The sequence below is a fragment of the Streptomyces sp. NP-1717 genome (assembly GCF_022695985.1).
Taxonomy (GTDB): Bacteria; Actinomycetota; Actinomycetes; order Streptomycetales; family Streptomycetaceae; genus Streptomyces.
In genome coordinates this window covers 1-19978 of sequence record NZ_JAAPBF010000075.1, presented here as the reverse complement: position 1 = coordinate 19978, position 19978 = coordinate 1, and the positions used below count along the sequence as shown (strand labels likewise).

The window sequence follows — 19978 nt, the reverse complement described above, 5'->3', positions numbered from 1 at the left end:
CTGGAAGGAGAATCCGATGACGGAATTACCCATGCCGCCCGAGCCCGCACCACCGGCCATCCGGCCGACCGGTCTCAAGGACCCAGTACGCACCGTACGACAACTCTCCCGCTTCGGTTACGCGAGGCGGCGGCCTACAACCCATGTCGACCACGCGCTGGTGTTCGTGACCGCGCAGGCCACCTACGAGGTGTTCACACCCCCTCACCGGCCGCGCAGAAGCGACGCCGCGGGCAAGCACTACATTGCGCTCTACGAAGTGGACACGGCACTTCACCACTTCAGCCTCGAACTCTCTCTGCCCAGCGCGGTGGACGCGTTCCAGTTCGAGGCAGTCGCCGATCTGACCTGGCAGGTCCTGGAACCGGACAAAGTGATCGTCTCCGGCGTCCGTGACGTACCTTCCCTCCTCGGCCCCCGAGCGGCTCAACTCCTGCGCCGGACAAGCCGCATGTATCAGATCGACGCTGTCGGGAACGCCGAGGCGGCCGTTCAGCGGGCCGTACACACCGCGCCGCCGCTCGCAGAGAACGAAGGACTCCGGGTGGGCTGCACCGTCCGCCTGCGCACGGACGAAGGTGAGCGGTCACAGAGCGATCGGTTGCGCGCAGCCCGGCACGAGGCCGTCGCCGCTCCGCCGGAGCACCGAGTCCGGATGGAGAAGCTGCGCCGGGATCTCGAGGCGCAGGAGTTCGAGCAACGACTCGCCGAGGAGAAGATCGCCTTCTACGAGCACCACTTGGCGAAAGGTGGCTTCGCCGCGCTGATCATCCATCTGGTCCAGCACCCGCAGGACACCGGCCTGGTCGTGGAACATTTGCGCTCGGATCGGAGCGAACTGATCACCAACCAGCTCAATCTGGTGGACAAGATCCTGTCGGACCACGGCTTGGAGAGCCACCAGTTGGAAGGCCCGAAGAACTACGTGGTCGAGACCATCAACCGCCTCCTGACTGGTTCGGCCTCGGCCCCGTCCGACGAGCCCGGCCCCGACGCGCGCATGGAGCCAAGTACGGCCATCGAGAGGAGCCGACCGTGACCGATCCCGAACCCCGGTATCCCGGCCCGGCGGGCCCCCCACACCATGAACGGGCCGCCCGCCCGACCGCTGCGGGGGAGAGCGATCCCGATGCCCTGAAACTCCACCAGGGCCGGGTTCACATCACCGTCCGCCATCGCGGGATCGACCTGGCCGCGGTTGGACACCTCGCTCTGCACATACCTCAGGTGCTCCTCAGTGTGCTGATCGTGCTCGCACTCTCGTTCGTACTCGCGAAGCTGATCACGGTGCCCGCCTGGGCGTGGTTCGGCCTCTGGGCGGTCGGCGGCGCCCTCACGCTTTGGCGGCCGGCCGAAGACCTCCTGGCACGACTGGTCTTCGGCCTGCACCACCCGACCCCCGGCGAACTCGCCCGGCTAAGGCCGCTGTGGCAGGAGGTGGCCGCGCGCGCGGGCGTCGATGCCTCCGCGTACACGCTGTGGGTCGAGGAGAGCCCCGACATTGACGCCACGAGGGCAGGTGGGCACATCGTCAGCGTCACCCGCCATGCGGTGGAAAGGCTTCCGGACGGCCAGCTCGCGGCGGTCCTGGCACACGAACTAGGCCATCACGTCGGCGGTCACTCGTGGGCGGCGCTGATCACGCACTGGTACTCGCTACCCAGCAAGCTCGCCTGGCGGCTGCTTCTCCGAGGCGTCCTGCTGGTACATCGGCGTTCCCGAATTGCGGGGGAAGCAATCGTGCTGACGCTGGTGGCAGTCGTCCTGTTGGCGACGATCCACACCAACGGCATGGTCCTGCTGCTGGTGACAGGGCCGTTCCTGATCTCCGCCTTCGCCCGCAACGCCGAACTGAGGGCGGACCGGTACGCGAGTGGGCTGGGCCTCACACCCCAACTGGCGGCCCTGTTCAGCGGGGCTCTCGCATACAGACCGTCCGACAGCCCTGCTGACGGTCAGAGCGGCGTGACCGCCCTCTTGGCACGCCTGCTGGCGTCCCACCCCAGCAGCCGCACGCGGCTGCACGCCCTTCACCGGCGTCCCGGACGCCGGTCCTGAAACGCCGAAGGGCGGCCACCCCACGGGGGTGGCCGCCCTTCGTATCGCTACTTACTGGTTGTACGGACCGTAGTCGTAGTCCTCCAGCGGAACGGCCTGGCCGGAGCCCGTGCCGAACGGTGAGTAGTCGATGTCGTCGTAACCCACGGCCGAGTACATCGCGGCCTTGGCCTCCTCGGTCGGCTCCACCCGGATGTTGCGGTAGCGGGAGAGACCCGTACCCGCCGGGATGAGCTTTCCGATGATGACGTTCTCCTTGAGGCCGATCAGGGAGTCCGACTTGGCGTTGATCGCCGCGTCGGTCAGGACCCTGGTCGTCTCCTGGAAGGACGCCGCCGACAGCCACGACTCGGTGGCCAGCGAGGCCTTGGTGATACCCATCAGCTGCGGACGGCCGGAGGCCGGGTGGCCGCCTTCCGTGACCACGCGACGGTTCTCCGTCTCGAACTTCGAGCGCTCGACGAGCTCGCCCGGCAGCAGTTCCGCGTCGCCGGACTCGATGATCGTCACGCGGCGCAGCATCTGCCGGATGATGATCTCGATGTGCTTGTCGTGGATCGACACACCCTGCGAGTTGTAGACCTTCTGGACCTCGCCGACCAGGTGGACCTGGACCGCGCGCTGACCGAGGATCCGCAGCACGTCGTGCGGGTTGGTGGCACCCACGGTGAGCTTCTGGCCCACCTCGACGCGGTCACCGTCGCCCACGAGCAGACGGGCGCGCTTGGAGATCGGGAACGGCGTCTCCTCGCTTCCGTCGTCCGGGGTGACGACGAGCTTCTTCGTCTTCTCGGTCTCCTCGATGCGGACGGAGCCCGCGGCCTCGGAGATCGGCGCGACACCCTTGGGCGTACGGGCCTCGAAGAGCTCGACGACACGCGGCAGACCCTGCGTGATGTCGTCGCCCGCCACACCACCGGTGTGGAAGGTACGCATCGTCAGCTGGGTGCCGGGCTCACCGATGGACTGGGCGGCGATGATGCCGACCGCCTCACCGATGTCGACCAGCTTGCCGGTGGCCAGCGAACGTCCGTAGCAGAAGGCACAGGTGCCGACCGCGGACTCACAGGTCAGGACCGAGCGGGTCTTGACCTCCTCCACGCCGGCCGCCACGACCGCGTCGATCAGGACATCGCCCAGGTCGACGTTGGCCGGCGCGATGACCTTGCCGTCCACGACGACGTCCTCGGCGAGCATCCGCGCGTACACGGACGTCTCGACGTCCTCCGCCTTGCGCAGGACACCGTCGGCGCCGCGCTCGGCGATCCGCAGCTTGAGGCCGCGGTCGGTGCCGCAGTCCTCCTCGCGGATGATGACGTCCTGCGAGACGTCCACCAGACGACGGGTGAGGTAACCCGAGTCGGCGGTACGCAGGGCGGTGTCGGCCAGACCCTTACGGGCACCGTGCGTGGAGATGAAGTACTCCAGCACGGACAGGCCTTCACGGAAGGACGCCTTGATGGGACGGGGAATCGTCTCGTTCTTGGCGTTGGACACCAGACCACGCATACCGGCGATCTGACGCATCTGCATCATGTTTCCGCGAGCACCCGAGTTCACCATCATGAAGATGGGGTTCGTCTTCGGGAAGTTCGCGTTCATCGCCTCGGCGACCTCGTTGGTCGCCTTGGTCCAGATCGCGATGAGCTCCTGCGTGCGCTCGTCCTTGGTGATCAGACCGCGCTCGTACTGCTTCTGGACCTTCTCGTCCTGCGCCTCGTAACCCTGGACGATCTCCTTCTTCGCCTCGGGCACGACGACGTCGGAGATGGCGACGGTGACACCGGAGCGGGTCGCCCAGAAGAAGCCGGCCGCCTTCAGGTTGTCGAGCGTCGCCGCCACGATGACCTTGGGGTAGCGCTCGGCGAGGTCGTTGACGATCTCGGAGAGCTGCTTCTTGCCGACCGAGTAGTCGACGAACGGGTAGTCCTCGGGCAGCAGCTCGTTGAAGAGCGCGCGGCCCAGGGTCGTACGCAGCCGGAACGGGTCGCCCTGCTGCCACTCGGCGTTGGTCTCGCCGTCCTCGCCGACCGGCGGGGTCCAGCCGCGCGGCGGGATGGTGCCGACCGGGAAGCGGATGTCGATCTTCGCCTGGAGCGAGAGCTCCCGGTTGTCGAACGCCATCGTGGCCTCGGCGCTGGAGCCGAAGGACCGGCCCGCGCCCAGGACCTCGCGCTCCTCCTCGTCCGTGGTGAGGAAGAAGAGGCCGAGCACCATGTCCTGGGTGGGCATGGTGACGGGACGGCCGTCGGCCGGCTTGAGGATGTTGTTCGAGGACAGCATCAGGATGCGGGCCTCGGCCTGCGCCTCCGCGGAGAGCGGCAGGTGCACGGCCATCTGGTCACCGTCGAAGTCCGCGTTGAACGCGGTGCAGACGAGCGGGTGGATCTGGATGGCCTTGCCCTCGACGAGCTGCGGCTCGAAGGCCTGGATGCCGAGGCGGTGCAGGGTCGGGGCACGGTTCAGCAGCACCGGGTGCTCGGCGATGACCTCTTCGAGGACGTCGTACACGACGGTGCGGCCACGCTCGACCATGCGCTTGGCCGACTTGATGTTCTGCGCGTGGTTCAGGTCCACCAGGCGCTTCATCACGAACGGCTTGAAGAGCTCCAGCGCCATGGCCTTCGGCAGACCGCACTGGTGCAGCTTGAGCTGCGGTCCGACGACGATCACGGAACGGGCCGAGTAGTCGACCCGCTTGCCGAGCAGGTTCTGGCGGAAACGGCCCTGCTTGCCCTTCAGCATGTCGCTGAGGGACTTCAGGGGCCGGTTGCCGGGACCGGTGACCGGGCGACCGCGGCGGCCGTTGTCGAACAGCGCGTCGACGGCCTCCTGGAGCATCCGCTTCTCGTTGTTCACGATGATCTCGGGGGCACCGAGGTCAAGGAGACGCTTGAGGCGGTTGTTGCGGTTGATCACGCGGCGGTACAGGTCGTTCAGGTCGGAGGTCGCGAAGCGGCCACCGTCCAGCTGCACCATCGGACGCAGGTCCGGCGGGATCACCGGCACGCAGTCCAGCACCATGCCCTTGGGGCTGTTGCTGGTCTGCAGGAACGCGGAGACGACCTTGAGGCGCTTGAGCGCACGGGTCTTCTTCTGGCCCTTGCCGGTACGGATGATCTCGCGGAGCCGCTCGGCCTCTTCGTTCAGGTCGAAGGACTCCAGGCGCTTCTGGAGCGCCGCGGCGCCCATCGAGCCGTCGAAGTACGTGCCGAAGCGGTCACGCAGCTCGCGGTAGAGCAGCTCGTCGCCCTCCAGGTCCTGGACCTTGAGGTTCTTGAAGCGGCTCCACACCTCGTCGAGACGGTCGATCTCGCGCTGCGCGCGGTCGCGCAGCTGCTTCATCTCACGCTCGGCGCCTTCGCGCACCTTGCGGCGCACGTCGGCCTTGGCGCCCTCGGCCTCCAGCTCGGCCAGGTCGGTCTCGAGCTTCTTGGCGCGGGCCTCGAGGTCGGAGTCGCGACGGTTCTCGACCTGCTGGCGCTCGACGGAGACGTGCGCCTCCAGCGAGGGCAGGTCGCGCGTACGGCGCTCCTCGTCCACGAACGTGATCATGTACGCGGCGAAGTAGATGACCTTCTCGAGGTCCTTCGGCGCGAGGTCGAGCAGGTACCCCAGCCGGGACGGAACGCCCTTGAAGTACCAGATGTGGGTGACGGGAGCGGCAAGCTCGATGTGGCCCATCCGCTCACGGCGCACCTTGGCGCGCGTGACCTCGACGCCACAGCGCTCACAGATGATGCCCTTGAAGCGGACACGCTTGTACTTGCCGCAGTAGCACTCCCAGTCCCGGGTCGGACCGAAGATCTTCTCGCAGAAGAGTCCGTCCTTCTCGGGCTTGAGCGTGCGGTAGTTGATGGTCTCCGGCTTCTTCACTTCGCCGTGGGACCAGGTCCGGATGTCGTCCGCGGTGGCGAGGCCGATCCGCAGCTCGTCGAAGAAGTTGACGTCGAGCACTTGTCGTCAATCCCTCTTTCGGGGGTTCGAGCCCCCTCGCGTGAGCGAGAAATATGGGGCGCTTCAGCAATGGTCTGGACGGGTCCTGGGAGAGCCGGCCGGATACGGGATCCGGCCGGCGAACCCGTCAGACCTCTTCGACGCTGCTCGGCTCTCGCCGGGACAGGTCGATACCGAGCTCCTCCGCCGCGCGGAAGACGTCCTCGTCCGTGTCACGCATCTCGATGGACATGCCGTCCGAGGAGAGCACCTCCACGTTGAGGCAGAGCGACTGCATTTCCTTGATGAGCACCTTGAAGGACTCGGGAATGCCGGGCTCGGGGATGTTCTCGCCCTTGACGATGGCCTCGTAGACCTTCACGCGGCCGGTCACGTCGTCGGACTTGATGGTCAGCAGCTCCTGGAGGGCGTAAGCGGCGCCGTACGCCTCCAGCGCCCACACCTCCATCTCACCGAAGCGCTGGCCGCCGAACTGGGCCTTACCACCCAGCGGCTGCTGGGTGATCATGGAGTACGGACCGGTCGACCGGGCGTGGAGCTTGTCGTCGACCAGGTGGTGGAGCTTGAGGATGTACATGTAGCCGATGGACACCGGCTCGGGGAACGGCTCACCGGAGCGGCCGTCGAACAGGTGCGCCTTGCCGGAGCCCTTGACCATCCGCTCGCCGTCGCGGTTCGGGATCGTGGACTCGAAGAGTCCGGAGATCTCGTCCTCGCGGGCGCCGTCGAACACCGGGGTGGCGACGTTCGTGCCGGGCGCGACCTCGTCGGCGCCGATGGCCTTCAGCCGCTCCATCCAGTCCTCGCTGCCCTCGACCTTCCAGCCCTGGCTGGCGAGCCAGCCGAGGTGGATCTCCAGGACCTGTCCCGGGTTCATCCGGGACGGGACGCCGAGGGGGTTGAGGATGATGTCGACCGGGGTGCCGTCCTCCAGGAACGGCATGTCCTCGATCGGCAGGATCTTGGAGATGACGCCCTTGTTGCCGTGACGGCCGGCGAGCTTGTCACCGTCGGTGATCTTGCGCTTCTGGGCGACGTAGACGCGGACCAGCTGGTTCACGCCCGGAGGAAGCTCGTCGCCCTCCTCGCGGTCGAAGACGCGGACACCGATGATCTTGCCGGTCTCGCCGTGCGGCACCTTCAGCGAGGTGTCGCGGACCTCACGGGCCTTCTCACCGAAGATCGCGCGCAGCAGGCGCTCCTCCGGCGTCAGCTCGGTCTCACCCTTGGGCGTGACCTTGCCGACGAGGATGTCCCCGGCCGTGACCTCGGCACCGATACGGATGATGCCGCGCTCGTCGAGGTCCGCGAGGACCTCCTCGGAGACGTTCGGGATGTCCCGGGTGATCTCCTCCGGGCCGAGCTTGGTGTCACGGGCGTCGACCTCGTGCTCCTCGATGTGGATCGAGGAGAGGACGTCGTCCTGCACCAGCCGCTGGCTGAGGATGATCGCGTCTTCGTAGTTGTGGCCCTCCCACGGCATGAACGCCACGAGGAGGTTCTTGCCGAGCGCCATCTCGCCCTGCTCGGTGGCGGGACCGTCGGCGAGCACCTGGCTCTCGACGACCCGGTCACCCTCGGAGACGACGACCTTCTGGTTGACGGAGGTGCCCTGGTTGGAGCGGGAGAACTTGGCGATGCGGTACGTGGTGTACGTGCCGTCGTCGTTGGCGACGGTGATGTAGTCCGCGGAGACCTCCTGGACCACACCTTCCTTCTCCGCCTTGATGACGTCACCCGCGTCGACCGCGCAGCGGTACTCCATGCCGGTGCCGACCAGCGGCGCCTCGGCCGTGATCAGCGGGACGGCCTGGCGCATCATGTTCGCGCCCATGAGGGCACGGTTGGCGTCGTCGTGCTCCAGGAACGGGATCATCGCGGTCGCGACCGACACCATCTGGCGCGGCGAGACGTCCATGTAGTCGACGTCGTCGCCGGGGATGTAGTCGACCTCGCCGCCACGACGGCGGACCAGGACGCGCGGCTCGGTGAACCGCATGTCCTCGGAGAGCGTCGCGTTGGCCTGGGCGATGACGAAGCGGTCTTCCTCGTCGGCGGTCAGGTAGTCGACCTCGTCGGTGACCTGGCCGTCGACGACCTTGCGGTACGGCGTCTCGATGAAGCCGAACGGGTTGACCCGGCCGTACGACGCGAGCGAGCCGATCAGACCGATGTTCGGGCCTTCGGGCGTCTCGATCGGGCACATGCGGCCGTAGTGGGACGGGTGCACGTCACGGACCTCGAAGCCGGCCCGCTCACGCGAGAGACCACCCGGGCCGAGCGCGTTCAGACGGCGCTTGTGGGTGAGACCCGAGAGCGGGTTGTTCTGGTCCATGAACTGCGACAGCTGGCTGGTGCCGAAGAACTCCTTGATGGAGGCGACGACCGGCCGGATGTTGATCAGCGTCTGCGGCGTGATCGCCTCGACGTCCTGCGTCGTCATGCGCTCGCGCACGACGCGCTCCATCCTCGCCAGACCCGTACGGACCTGGTTCTGGATGAGCTCGCCCACGTTGCGCAGACGGCGGTTGCCGAAGTGGTCGATGTCGTCGGTCTCGACGATGATCTGCGTGCCGTTCTCGCCGACCGTCTCGGTCTCACCGGCGTGCAGCTTCACCAGGTACTTGATCGTGGCGATGATGTCGTCGGTGGTGAGCACACCGGCGTCCAGCGGCTCTTCCGCGCCGAGCTTCTTGTTCACCTTGTAGCGGCCGACCTTCGCGAGGTCGTAGCGCTTGGGGTTGAAGTAGAGGTTCTCGAGCAGCGTCTGGGCCGCCTCGCGGGTCGGGGGCTCGCCCGGACGCAGCTTGCGGTAGATGTCGAGCAGCGCGTCGTCCTGGCCCTGGGTGTGGTCCTTCTCCAGGGTGGCGCGCATCGACTCGTACTCGCCGAACTCCTCCAGGATCTGCTCGGTCGTCCAGCCGAGAGCCTTGAGCAGGACGGTCACGGACTGCTTGCGCTTGCGGTCGATGCGGACGCCGACCATGTCGCGCTTGTCGATCTCCATCTCCAGCCAGGCACCCCGGGACGGGATGATCTTGGAGGAGAAGATGTCCTTGTCGGACGTCTTGTCGATCGAGGAGTCGAAGTAGACACCCGGCGAGCGCACGAGCTGGGTCACGACGACACGCTCGGTGCCGTTGATGACGAAGGTGCCCTTGTTGGTCATGAGCGGGAAGTCGCCCATGAAGACCGTCTGGGACTTGATCTCGCCGGTCTCGTTGTTGGTGAACTCGGCGGTGACGAAGAGCGGGGCCGCGTACGTGAAGTCGCGCTCCTTGCACTCGTCGATCGAGTTCTTGGGAGGCTCGAAGCGGTGGTCGCGGAAAGTCAGCGACATCGACCCGGAGAAGTCCTCGATCGGGGAGATCTCCTCGAAGATCTCCTCCAGACCGGACTTCCTGGGGACGTCCTGCCCGTTCTCCAGAGCAGCCTCGACACGAGCCCTCCAGACGGCATTGCCGAGCAGCCAGTCAAAGCTCTCGGTCTGCAGCGCGAGGAGGTTCGGAACCTCGAGGGGCTCCTTGATTTTTGCAAAAGAGATGCGCAGCGGGGCGGTGCTGGCGCCGTTGTTCGTATTCGTGGTCGAGGCGTTGCGCGAGGCGGCCAAGAGGGGGTCCTTCCGAGGGCTCGGACTCACTACGCGCGTACCGGTCCCGAGCCGGACAGAGCGGAGGACAAGCCCGGAAAGGGCTGGTCAGCCGACGATGTCATGCATGGGGGTGCCCCTGGTGACGGGCAGGGAGCAGCTAACAGGCAGCGCAAAGGGTCAGTGTAGCCACTTGGCACACTGATGTCCAGGCCGGGTTCTGCGAGACCCTCGTTGTTCTCAACACCTTGTCTCGACTGCGTATCGACCCACGCCGTAGGCGCACATCGATCCTGCCCTCTTCGTCGCCGATCCATGCCTCGGATTCGGATCGATATGGCGACGCGTCCTGAGAATTGCGCGCTCCGTGCGGTTCGTCAAGGCCCCCCGTCCCGTACGGATCGTCACCGGTCGTACGGAAGGCACGGCGATGATCACCATACTCGCAGCCCGCCGAAGAGCAAGGAACCCCTCGCGGCAACGCAGAAGGACGGCCACCCGTACGGGGGACCGTCCTTCTCGTCAACGCTGTGCACCTCGCGGTGCGGATCGCTGTTTCCCCGTCTCGCGGGCGCCTGCGCGGCTCCGCGAGTCGGATGTCAGCGGGATCCTACGAGGTCACTTGACCTCGACGGAGGCGCCGGCGCCCTTGAGGGACTCGGCAGCCTTCTCGGCGGCCTCCTTGGCGACCTTCTCCAGGACGGGCTTGGGGGCGCCGTCCACGAGGTCCTTGGCCTCCTTGAGGCCCAGCGAGGTGAGCTCACGCACGACCTTGATGACCTGGATCTTCTTCTCGCCGGCACCCGTGAGGATGACGTCGAACTCGTCCTGCTCGGCCTCGGCCTCGACAGCGGCGGCGGCACCACCGGCGGCGGCGACGGCGACCGGGGCGGCGGCCTTGACGTCGAACTTCTCCTCGAACGCCTTGACGAAGTCGGAGAGCTCGATGAGGGTCAGGTTCTCGAACTGCGCGAGCAGGTCGTCCTGGGACAGCTTCGCCATGATGGCGGTCCTTCCACTAATTTCGGCAGGTGCCGGATGAATGTGAACGGCGGGCTTACGGGCCCGCCGCGACGCGGCGCCGAACTACTCGGCGTCGGCCTCGGCGGGAGCCGGCGTACCGGCACCGCCCTGCTCGGCCTCACGCTTGGCGCGAAGGGCGTCCGCGGTGCGGACGAACTCCGACAGCGGGGCCTGGAACGTCGCCGCGGCCTTGGCCATCGACGCCTTGATTCCACCGGCCACCTTGGCGAGCAGCACCTCGCGGGACTCGAGGTCCGCGAGCTTCTTGAACTCGTCGGCGCTGAGCGCCTTGCCGTCAAGGACACCGCCCTTGATGACGAGGTTCGGGTTGTCCTTGGCGAAGTCACGAAGACCCTTCGCCGACTCCACCGGGTCACCGGTGACGAAGGCAACCGCCGTCGGACCCGCGAAGAGGTCGTCCAGCGTGTTGATCCCGGCCTCGTTGGCCGCGATCTTGGTCAGCGTGTTCTTCACCACGGCGTACTGGGCGTTCGCACCGAGGGAACGGCGCAGCTCCTTGAGCTGCGCCACGGTGAGACCCCGGTACTCGGTCAGCACTGCGGCGTTCGAGCTGCGGAACTGTTCCGTCAGCTCGGCCACCGCGGCAGCCTTGTCGGGCCTTGCCATGAGCGTCGGCCTCCTTCCGGGTGATGAGGACCGCTCAGAAGGGGCCGAACAAAACGAAACGCCCCGGCGCGGGCGCACGGGGCGTAGCTCAACCAGGACGGATCCTGGGAACTCTCCTCGGTCACCTACGCGGGTCGTCCGCTTCCAGCGGATCCTTCGGTCGCCTCACCCTCTTGCGAGAGCACGGCGACGACCAGCGGTCTTTGGCTTCTTCCGAAGAGTACGTGACGGGATTACCGTCAGGCAAATCCGTCGAACAGGCCCGTAAACCGGTTCCGGGAAACGGATTCCCGGAACCGGGTTCGCGGGCCGGACCGCGGGATCAGATCCCGGAGTCGTCCGCACCGGCGCCGGCGTCGCCGCCGAGGTCGCCCAGCATCTCGAACAGGTCGACGGTGTCACCGGCCGGCGGCGCCTGGACGGACGCCTTGGCGCCGTAGTCGCTGTACCGCGCGCTCATCGTGATGTCGCCCTGCGGGGAGTCCATCGCGACGTCCATCTTGACCGGGTAGTCGTCCTCGTTGACCCAGACCTCGATGTCGTAGCCCTCGATGCCCGACTTCTCGATGCCGGCGAGCAGGTCCTTGCGCTCCTTGGCGCTGAGGACGTCGAGCGACTCGTTCGACTCGACCATCTCGGCGACCGTGAGCGTGCCCTTGTAGTGCTGCGCGTCGACCCCGTCGACCTTCTCCGAGCCGACGTGCTTCACGTTCGGCGAGTCCAGCAGCAGCGCGAGCTGCTGGGCCGGGTCCTGGTTCATGTTCTCCATGCCGCCGGTGAGCTCGCTGGCGACCGCCGGGTCGCCCGAGGCCTCCGCCGCGGCGGCGAGGTCCAGCTTCATCCAGCGCTTGCCGTCCATGTCCTTGGCCGCCTCGGCGCCCATGTCCATGTACATCGCGTTCTTGACCCACACCATCCGGATCTTGTCCGGGGCGTCGGGCTCGGCCTGCATCATCGAGCCGGTCATGGTCATGTCCATCACCATGGGGTCCCAGCCCATGACGCCGGACATCTCCATGTCGCCGCCGCCGGCGGCCCCCGCCGCGCCCGCGGGCATCGACATCGTCATGCTGACCTTGGCGGACTTGGCCGCCGCCGTCTTCTCGTACGCCGCCGTCAGGACCTCGGTCACCGCCGAACGGGACTGCGGCTCACCGTCCTTGGCCGCGGAACTGCCGGTCTTCTCCGTGCCCGCGTCGTCGCCCTGACAGCCGGCGACACCCGCCACAACGGCCAGTGCCGTCAGCGAGACGCCAACACGCCCCCATGTCGACATGGTCATACCCCACCCCTTTTTTCGATGTTCCTGGTTGAACGGTAACGCACACTTCTGACAGCCCGCGTATGCGAAAACCGGCCCCGACACCTCAACAGAGGTGCCGGGACCGGCTCTTGACACGCGATTACGCGACCACCGTCAGTGTCAGACGGAGGCCGGGTCCTCCTCGACGAGGAGGTTACGGGTGCGGTTGGCGTCCAGCGGAATGCCGGGGCCCATCGTCGTCGCCAGGGTCGCCTTCTTGATGTAACGGCCCTTCGCGGCGGACGGCTTGAGACGGAGGATCTCCTCCAGCGCCGCGGCGTAGTTCTCGACCAGCTTCGTCTCGTCGAAGGAGACCTTGCCGATGATGAAGTGCAGGTTCGAGTGCTTGTCGACGCGGAACTCGATCTTGCCGCCCTTGATGTCGGTCACGGCCTTGGTGACATCGGGGGTGACGGTGCCGGTCTTCGGGTTCGGCATCAGACCACGCGGGCCGAGGACGCGGCCGAGACGGCCGACCTTGCCCATGAGGTCCGGGGTGGCGACGACGGCGTCGAAGTCGAGACGGCCCTTCTGGACCTCTTCGATCAGCTCGTCGGAGCCGACGATGTCGGCGCCCGCGGCGCGCGCTGCCTCGGCACGGTCACCGGTCGCGAAGACCAGGACCCGGGCGGTCTTGCCGGTGCCGTGCGGAAGGTTCACGGTGCCACGGACCATCTGGTCCGCCTTGCGCGGGTCGACGCCCAGACGCATGGCGACCTCGACGGTGCCGTCGAACTTGGTGGTGTTGGTGTCCTTGGCCAGACGGACGGCCTCGAGCGGAGGGTAGTTACGCTCCGCGTCGATCTTCGCGTCCGCGCCGCGGAGTGCCTTGCTGCGCTTCACTTCTTCTCCTGGTGGTTCATTCAGGTGTGGAGTTCGTGGTGCGGGCCGCGCATGGCCCTTCCACTTGGCGTGCCCGAGTGGGCCCGCCGGGCCGGTCTCAGCCCTCGACCGTGATGCCCATCGAACGGGCGGTGCCGGAGATGATCTTCTCGGCGGCGTCCAGGTCGTTGGCGTTCAGGTCGGGCATCTTGGTCGTGGCGATGTCACGGACCTGCTCACGCGTGAGCTTGGCGACCTTCTTGACGTGCGGCTCGCCGGAGCCCTTGTCCACACCCGCGGCCTTGAGGATCAGCTTCGCGGCCGGCGGAGTCTTGGTGATGAAGGTGAAGGAGCGGTCCTCGTAGACCGTGATCTCCACCGGCACGACCATGCCACGCTGCGACTCGGTCGCGGCGTTGTAGGCCTTGCAGAACTCCATGATGTTGACGCCGTGCTGGCCCAGCGCGGGACCGACCGGCGGAGCCGGGTTGGCCGCGCCGGCCGAGATCTGGAGCTTGATGAGCCCCGTGACCTTCTTCTTCTTGGGAGGCATTGCTCTCTCCGGGTCCTAGTGAGAGTGTTCCGGCCCAGTCATCCGGCCATCCGGATGCGGGCATACCGCGCAACGATAACGGGTACAGCTGCACGGCCAAAAACCGAGCAGGTCAGACCTTCTCCCGCGAGCGGGCGGAAACCCGCTGCGAGAGCCTGTCTGACCTGGTCGGAAGTGGCTTACGGGCGCGCGGAACCGCGCGTCAGTTCTTCTGGATCTGGTCGAAGCTCAGCTCGACCGGAGTCTCGCGACCGAAGATCTCGACGAGGCCCTTGACCTTCTTGGAGTCGGGGTTGATCTCGTTGATCGTCGCCTGGAGCGTCGCGAACGGACCGTCGGTGACGGTGACCGAGTCGCCGACCTCGAAGTCCAGCACCTGGACCTCGACCTTGCGGGACGGAGCCGGCTTGCCCTCGGCCTCGGCCGCCTCGCGCGCGGCCTTCTCCTCGGCCTCGGGGGCGAGCATCTTGACGATCTCGTCCAGCGTCAGCGGGTACGGGTCGTAGGCGTTGCCGACGAAGCCGGTGACGCCGGGGGTGTTCCGTACGACGCCCCAGGACTCGTTCGTGAGGTCCATCCGCACCAGGACGTAGCCCGGGAGCTTGTTCTGGCGGACGTTCTTGCGCTCGCCGTTCTTGATCTGGACGATCTCTTCCTCGGGCACCTCGGCCGAGTAGATGAAGTCCTCGACGTTGAGCGAGACGGCGCGCTGTTCCAGGTTGGCCTTCACGCGCTTCTCGTAGCCCGCGTACGTGTGGATGACGTACCACTCGCCGGGCAGCCCGCGCAGCTCCTCGCGGAGCGCGGCGACCGGGTCGGCCGCGGCGGCGGGCTCCTCGACGAGCTCGGCGTCGTCGCCGTCCTCGGCAGCCTCGTCCTCGACGTCGGTCGCGGCCTCGGCGGCGTCCTCGTCCTCGACGTGCAGCGCCGACTCCTCGGCCGGCTCACCGGCCTCGGCGTCAGCGGCTTCGGCCTGGTCTGGCTCGACAGCGTCCGCCGCCTCGACGATGTCGGTCTCGTCCTTGCGGGACTCGACCGCGTCGTTGGCGTCGTTCAGGTTCGGGTCAGACACGTTGGCTGCTTCTTCCTGGCTTCACGATGGGTGGAACATGCGGAAAGGGACGCCTGTGGGCGCCCTCCGCCTCCGCGGCTCTAGCCGAAGACGTACTTGACCATTCTCTGGAAGCCGTAGTCCATCACGGTCACCAGACCGATCATGACGACGACGAAGACGATCACGACAGTCGTGTAGGTCGTCAGCTGGTTGCGAGTCGGCCAGACGACCTTGCGCAGCTCCGCGACGATCTGACGGTAGAAGAGCGCGAGACGGCCCAGGGGGCCCTTCTTGCCGCGCTTGCCACCCTTGCGGGTCTTCTTGCCCGACTCTGCGGTCTCGTCATCGTCAGCATCAGGCTTGTCGATGGAGCCCACGGCGTCCGTCACGCTCTCTCACCTGATTCCGGGTCGTGGCCGTGCCGCGCCCGGTGGAGCCGCACGGCAGTGCTTTTGAAGTACGTACATGCGCACACATCCTGGCGGAGGAGTGTGTAGCAGGGCCGGAGGGACTTGAACCCCCAACCGCTGGTTTTGGAGACCAGTGCTCTACCAATTGAGCTACGACCCTTTGCGTTTTCCCCAACCTACCGCATCCGACCGGAAGCACGGTGTGTGCGGATCGGCGGTGGCGGGTGAGGGCCAACGACCAGTGAGTGTACGTGCTCGGGCGCCCGGCGTCGAACAGGTAACACCGGAGCGGCTCTTGTCAGAACCTGTCCACTCTCTGTCCGCGAGCTGTCCGGTCGGCGAAACACCTGTGCTCAGGTCTCGGAGGGTCTGGGAGCATGGCCCGCATGAGCGCTGCAATCCCTCCGACCGAGCGCCGGGTCTCCGCCCGAGTCGGCGCAATCTCCGAGTCCGCCACCCTCGCCGTCGACGCCAAGGCCAAGGCCCTCAAGGCCGCGGGCCGGCCGGTGATCGGCTTCGGTGCGGGCGAGCCCGACTTCCCGACGCCCGGCTACATCGTCGAGGCCGCGAGCGAGGCCTGCCACAACCCGAAGTACCACCGCTACACCCCGGCCGGCGGGCTCCCCGAGCTCAAGGCCGCCATCGTCGCCAAGACGCTGCGTGACTCCGGCTACGAGATCGACCCCGCCCAGGTCCTGGTGACCAACGGCGGCAAGCAGGCGATCTACGAGGCGTTCGCCGCGATCCTCGACCCGGGCGACGAGGTCATCGTCCCGGCGCCGTACTGGACGACGTACCCCGAGTCGATCCGGCTGGCCGGCGGTGTCCCGGTGGAGGTCGTGGCCGACGAGACCACCGGCTACCGGGTCTCGGTCGAGCAGTTGGAGGCGGCGCGCACGGAGCGTACGAAGGTGGTGCTCTTCGTCTCGCCCTCCAACCCGACCGGCGCCGTCTACAGCCCCGAGGACACCGAGGCCATCGGCCGCTGGGCCGTGTCGCACGGCCTGTGGGTCATGACGGACGAGATCTACGAGCACCTCGTCTACGGGGACGCCCAGTTCACCTCGCTGCCGGCGGTCGTGCCGGAGCTGCGCGACAAGTGCGTCGTGGTCAACGGTGTCGCCAAGACGTACGCGATGACCGGCTGGCGGGTGGGCTGGATCGTCGGCCCCAAGGACGTGGTGAAGGCCGCGACCAACCTCCAGTCGCACGCGACGTCGAACGTGGCGAACGTCTCGCAGGCCGCCGCGCTGGCCGCCCTCACCGGCAGCCTCGACGCGGTGGACGAGATGCGGGTCGCCTTCGACCGGCGCCGGGGCACCATCGTCCGGATGCTCAACGAGATCGACGGTGTGGTCTGCCCGGAGCCCGAGGGTGCCTTCTACGTGTACCCCTCGGTGAAGGCGCTGCTCGGCAAGGAGATCCGCGGCAGGCGCCCCGAGAGCTCGGTCGACCTCGCCACCCTGATCCTGGAGGAGGCCGAGGTCGCGGTCGTCCCGGGTGAGGCCTTCGGCACGCCGGGATATCTGCGGCTGTCGTACGCGCTGGGTGACGAGGACCTGGCCGAGGGTGTGGCCCGCCTCCAGAAGCTGCTGGCCGAGGCCCGCGACTGAGAGTCACCGGAGGAGTGGAACGGGTTCCCGGCACCGCCCAGGGGCCCGTTCTTCCGTTCGGGCAACCACCCGAAGGTGGAAAGGGACTCCCGGACTCCGCCCGAGTACGGCAAGATCCATGGATGGGATACGTTTCCGGCCCCCCGCGTGACGACCGCGCCACCCGCGACATCCGTCTGTTGCCCAAGGCCCACCTCCATCTGCACTTCACCGGCTCGATGCGCCCCACGACACTGCTGGAGCTGGCCGACAAATACGGTGTCCACCTCCCCGAGGCCCTGACCGGCGGCGAGCCGCCCCAGCTGCGCGCGACCGACGAACGTGGCTGGTTCCGCTTCCAGCGGCTCTACGACATCGCCCGGTCCTGTCTGCGCTCCGCGGAGGACATCCAGCGGCTGGTGCGCGAGGCCGCCGAGGAGGACGTCAGGGACGGCTCCGGGTGGCTGGAGATACAGGTCGACCCCACCTCGTACGCCCCGCTGCTCGGCGGACTGATCCCGGCGCTGGAGATCATCCTGGACGCCGTGGACGCGGCGGCCAGGGACACCGGGCTCGACATACGGGTCGTGGTGGCGGCGAATCGGATGAAGCACCCCCTGGACGCCCGCACGCTGGCGCGGCTCGCCGTGCGGTACGCGGACCGGGGTGTCGTCGGCTTCGGCCTGTCGAACGACGAACGCCGGGGCATGGCAAGGGACTTCGACCGGGCCTTCGCCATCGCCAGGGAGGGCGGGCTGCTCGCGGCGCCGCACGGCGGTGAGCTGAGCGGACCCTCGTCCGTACGGGACTGCCTGGACGATCTGCGCGCGACCCGGGTCGGGCACGGCGTACGGGCGGCCGAGGATCCCCGGCTGCTGCGCAAGCTGGCCGAGCGCGGGGTGACCTGTGAGGTGTGCCCCGCGTCGAACGTGGCGCTGGGCGTGTACGAGAAGCCCGCCGACGTACCTCTGCGGACCCTGTTCGACGCCGGGGTGCCGATGGCGCTGGGCGCCGACGACCCGCTGCTGTTCGGCTCGCGGCTGGCGGCGCAGTACGAACTGGTGCGCAGGCACCACGGGTTCACGGACGCCGAGCTGGCCGAGCTGGCCCGTCAGTCGGTCCGGGGGTCGGCGGCACCGGCCGGGGTACAGGACAAGCTGCTGGCCGGGATCGACAGCTGGCTGGACGGCTGACGGCCGTCAGGCCTCTGTGGTGAGGCCCAGGAGCGCCGCGCGGACCAGCGTGGGGGCGAACTCCTCGACGGGGGCGACCGGTTCGCCGTCGGGGAAGGCGCGCAGGAACGCCCGTTGCTGGGCGGCGCCGAGCAGCAGGGCGGCCGCGGCGTCCGGATCGGCGTCGGGACGGACGCGGCCCGCGTCGCGCTCGATGCGCAGATAGGCGGCGAGGGAGCGCAGCGGGATGTGCGGGCCGGCGCCCAGGGCGCGGACGCCCTCGGCGTGGCGGTGCAGCAGAGCCGGTTCGGCGAAGAGTGAGGCGGCGATCGCGAAGGTGGCCTCGTAGAAGAGGGCGGCCTGGCGGACGACCTCGATCAGGTTCTCCTCGACGCTCCGTGCGTCCTGGCGCCCGCCGCCTTCCCCTTCGGCGGGGGGTTTCGCCAGTTCGCCGAGGAGGGGGCCGAGCCGGGGCAGCCGCTCGTTCAGTACGTGCAGGAAGAGGTCTTCCTTGCCGGCGAAGTACTTGTAGAGGGCGGCCTCCGAGCAGCCGGCCGCCCGGGCGATCTCCTTGGTGGTGGCGCGGGCCAGGCCGATGGTGGCCATCAGCTCGGCGGCGGCGTCGAGGATGCGGGCCCGCGCGGGCTTCATAGGTGGTCCGTTCACGGCTTGACGACGGGGTGAGTACCCGCTCACCCTAGAGGTGAGTGAATACTCACCCACCAAGGAAGGGTACTGCTATGAGGCTCACCGTTTTCGGCGCGACCGGCGGGATCGGCCGGGAGATCGTCCGGCAGGGGCTGGCGGCGGGACATCAGGTCACGGCCGTGGTGCGCGACCCGGCGCGCCTGTCCGTCACCGGTGACGGACTGGAGGTGTTCACGGCGACGGCGTTCGACGACCCGGAGAAGCTGCGGCCGGCCGTGAAGGGCCGGGACGCGGTGCTGTCGGGCATCGGGCCGAGCGGCCGCCGGCTCGCGGGCTTCGCGGGGCCGGTGGCGCGCTCGATCCTGGGGGCGATGGACGCGGAGGGGGTGCGCCGTGTCGTCGTGGTGAGCGCGGCACCGCTCGGTCCCGTACCGCGCGACGAGCCCCTGGCGGGAAAGCTCGCCCTGGGCGTGGTGAGGATCGTGTTCAGGCCCGTCTACGACGATCTCGCCCGTATGGAGGAGGAGTTGGCGCGCAGCGGGGCGGACTGGACGTCCGTCCGGCCGCCCCAGCTCGTGGACGCGCCGCTGACCGGCGTCTACCGGACGGTGGTCGACGGGAATCCGCGGGCGGGGAGAAGGATCGGCCGGGGCGACGTGGCGCACGCGATGCTGGCGGCGGTGGACGACCCGGCGCTGGTGAAGCGGGCGGTGGGGGTCGCGTACTGAGGGCCGGGGCCCGGCCTTGCGGCCGGTGCCTCAGAGGCTGACGCCGACCGTCACCGGCTCGTTGACCAGCGTGATCCCGAAGGCTTCGTGGACCCCCGCGACGACCTCCCGGGCGAGCGCGAGCAGATCCTCGGTGGTGGCGTCGCCCCGGTTGGTCAGGGCCAGCGTGTGCTTCGTGGAGATGCGCGCCGGGCCCGTGCCGTACCCCTTGGTGAATCCCGCGCGGTCGATCAGCCACGCCGCCGAGGTCTTCGTACGGCCCTCCCCCGCCGGGAACGCGGGCGGCGCGACGTCCGCGCCGAGCCGCTCCGAGGCGCGGGCGAGGAACGCCGCGAACCGGGCGTCGTCGAGGATCGGGTTGGTGAAGAAGGAGCCGGCCGACCAGGTGTCGTGGTCCGCCGGGTCGAGCACCATGCCCTTGCCCGCGCGCAGGGCGAGGACG

15 protein-coding genes, 1 tRNA gene and 1 pseudogene are annotated in these 19978 nt (G+C 68.0%); 5 read left to right on the top strand and 12 right to left on the bottom strand.

Translation table 11 applies throughout. The features are described from left to right. Positions 1 to 16: 16 nt before the first annotated feature. Both GXP76_RS17395 and GXP76_RS17390 read left to right on the top strand, forming a co-directional pair. A complete protein-coding gene (locus GXP76_RS17395; protein WP_242572448.1) occupies positions 17 to 1039 on the top strand; it encodes a hypothetical protein in 1023 nt (340 codons plus the stop codon). Beyond that, on the top strand, positions 1036 to 2058 hold the full coding sequence (locus GXP76_RS17390; RefSeq protein ID WP_242572447.1) for a M48 family metalloprotease: 1023 nt from the start codon (positions 1036 to 1038) through the stop codon (positions 2056 to 2058). Before GXP76_RS17395 ends, GXP76_RS17390 begins: the two co-directional genes overlap by 4 nt. Positions 2059 to 2109: 51 nt before the next feature. On the opposite strand, the gene GXP76_RS17385 is transcribed toward GXP76_RS17390, so the two are convergent. The 10 genes from GXP76_RS17385 to GXP76_RS17340 form a co-directional block, all read right to left on the bottom strand. Further along, the gene (locus GXP76_RS17385; RefSeq protein WP_147874365.1) at positions 2110 to 6015 is read right to left on the bottom strand and encodes a DNA-directed RNA polymerase subunit beta'; all 3906 of its coding nucleotides are present in this window, start codon (positions 6013 to 6015) and stop codon (positions 2110 to 2112) included. 127 nt (positions 6016 to 6142) lie between these two features. Beyond that, entirely contained in the window at positions 6143 to 9625 is a 3483-nt protein-coding gene (gene rpoB / locus GXP76_RS17380) for a DNA-directed RNA polymerase subunit beta (RefSeq protein WP_242572446.1), read from the bottom strand. Between the two features lie 597 nt (positions 9626 to 10222). After that, complete coding sequence (rplL, locus tag GXP76_RS17375) at positions 10223 to 10606, bottom strand: 50S ribosomal protein L7/L12 (RefSeq protein ID WP_242572445.1); 384 nt, start codon at positions 10604 to 10606, stop codon at positions 10223 to 10225. 84 nt (positions 10607 to 10690) lie between these two features. Further along, a complete protein-coding gene (rplJ, locus tag GXP76_RS17370; protein WP_078075571.1) occupies positions 10691 to 11254 on the bottom strand; it encodes a 50S ribosomal protein L10 in 564 nt (187 codons plus the stop codon). A gap of 322 nt (positions 11255 to 11576) precedes the next feature. After that, positions 11577 to 12536 carry a DUF6612 family protein gene (locus GXP76_RS17365; RefSeq protein WP_242572444.1) on the bottom strand — a complete coding sequence of 320 codons (960 nt, stop codon included), beginning with the start codon at positions 12534 to 12536 and terminating at the stop codon, positions 11577 to 11579. Between the two features lie 141 nt (positions 12537 to 12677). Continuing rightward, positions 12678 to 13400, bottom strand: a complete 723-nt coding sequence (gene rplA, locus GXP76_RS17360) for a 50S ribosomal protein L1 (RefSeq protein WP_147874368.1) — start codon at positions 13398 to 13400, stop codon at positions 12678 to 12680. A gap of 97 nt (positions 13401 to 13497) precedes the next feature. Next, positions 13498 to 13932, bottom strand: coding sequence for a 50S ribosomal protein L11 (gene rplK, locus GXP76_RS17355; RefSeq protein WP_242572443.1), 435 nt, complete (start codon positions 13930 to 13932; stop codon positions 13498 to 13500). A gap of 202 nt (positions 13933 to 14134) precedes the next feature. Then, positions 14135 to 15004: a transcription termination/antitermination protein NusG gene (nusG, locus tag GXP76_RS17350; RefSeq protein WP_242572442.1), complete on the bottom strand. Its 870-nt coding sequence runs from the start codon at positions 15002 to 15004 to the stop codon at positions 14135 to 14137. 80 nt (positions 15005 to 15084) lie between these two features. Further along, a complete protein-coding gene (secE, locus tag GXP76_RS17345) occupies positions 15085 to 15375 on the bottom strand; it encodes a preprotein translocase subunit SecE (RefSeq protein ID WP_242572441.1) in 291 nt (96 codons plus the stop codon). Positions 15376 to 15483: 108 nt separating this feature from the next. Then, positions 15484 to 15556, bottom strand: a tRNA-Trp gene (locus tag GXP76_RS17340). 226 nt (positions 15557 to 15782) lie between these two features. On the opposite strand from GXP76_RS17340, the gene GXP76_RS17335 reads away from it, so the two are divergent. Together GXP76_RS17335 and GXP76_RS17330 are read left to right on the top strand one after the other, a co-directional pair. Further along, positions 15783 to 17009 (top strand): pyridoxal phosphate-dependent aminotransferase, encoded by a 1227-nt coding sequence (locus tag GXP76_RS17335; protein ID WP_242572440.1) that lies wholly within the window; start codon positions 15783 to 15785, stop codon positions 17007 to 17009. Positions 17010 to 17131: 122 nt separating this feature from the next. Continuing rightward, complete coding sequence (locus GXP76_RS17330; protein WP_242572439.1) at positions 17132 to 18181, top strand: adenosine deaminase; 1050 nt, start codon at positions 17132 to 17134, stop codon at positions 18179 to 18181. Between the two features lie 6 nt (positions 18182 to 18187). Here the strand turns inward: GXP76_RS17330 and GXP76_RS17325 are convergent, their stop codons facing one another. Next, complete coding sequence (locus GXP76_RS17325; RefSeq protein ID WP_242572438.1) at positions 18188 to 18811, bottom strand: TetR/AcrR family transcriptional regulator; 624 nt, start codon at positions 18809 to 18811, stop codon at positions 18188 to 18190. Between the two features lie 89 nt (positions 18812 to 18900). On the opposite strand from GXP76_RS17325, the gene GXP76_RS17320 reads away from it, so the two are divergent. Next, the gene (locus GXP76_RS17320) at positions 18901 to 19536 is read left to right on the top strand and encodes an NAD(P)-dependent oxidoreductase (protein WP_242572437.1); all 636 of its coding nucleotides are present in this window, start codon (positions 18901 to 18903) and stop codon (positions 19534 to 19536) included. Positions 19537 to 19566: 30 nt separating this feature from the next. On the opposite strand, the pseudogene GXP76_RS17315 reads toward GXP76_RS17320, so the two are convergent. After that, a pseudogene (locus tag GXP76_RS17315) lies at positions 19567 to 19978 on the bottom strand (UDP-N-acetylenolpyruvoylglucosamine reductase); the annotation flags it as partial.

Bases quoted from the DNA above. Each gene is read 5' to 3' on its own strand.
- GXP76_RS17395 (WP_242572448.1), top strand. From the start codon at position 17: ATGACGGAATTACCCATGCCGCCCGAGCCCGCACCACCGGCCATCCGG.
- rplL (WP_242572445.1), bottom strand. From the start codon at position 10,606: ATGGCGAAGCTGTCCCAGGACGACCTGCTCGCGCAGTTCGAGAACCTG.
- rplJ (WP_078075571.1), bottom strand. From the start codon at position 11,254: ATGGCAAGGCCCGACAAGGCTGCCGCGGTGGCCGAGCTGACGGAACAG.
- GXP76_RS17365 (WP_242572444.1), bottom strand. From the start codon at position 12,536: ATGACCATGTCGACATGGGGGCGTGTTGGCGTCTCGCTGACGGCACTG.
- rplK (WP_242572443.1), bottom strand. From the start codon at position 13,932: ATGCCTCCCAAGAAGAAGAAGGTCACGGGGCTCATCAAGCTCCAGATC.
- GXP76_RS17335 (WP_242572440.1), top strand. From the start codon at position 15,783: ATGAGCGCTGCAATCCCTCCGACCGAGCGCCGGGTCTCCGCCCGAGTC.
- GXP76_RS17330 (WP_242572439.1), top strand. From the start codon at position 17,132: ATGGGATACGTTTCCGGCCCCCCGCGTGACGACCGCGCCACCCGCGAC.
- GXP76_RS17325 (WP_242572438.1), bottom strand. From the start codon at position 18,811: ATGAAGCCCGCGCGGGCCCGCATCCTCGACGCCGCCGCCGAGCTGATG.
- GXP76_RS17320 (WP_242572437.1), top strand. From the start codon at position 18,901: ATGAGGCTCACCGTTTTCGGCGCGACCGGCGGGATCGGCCGGGAGATC.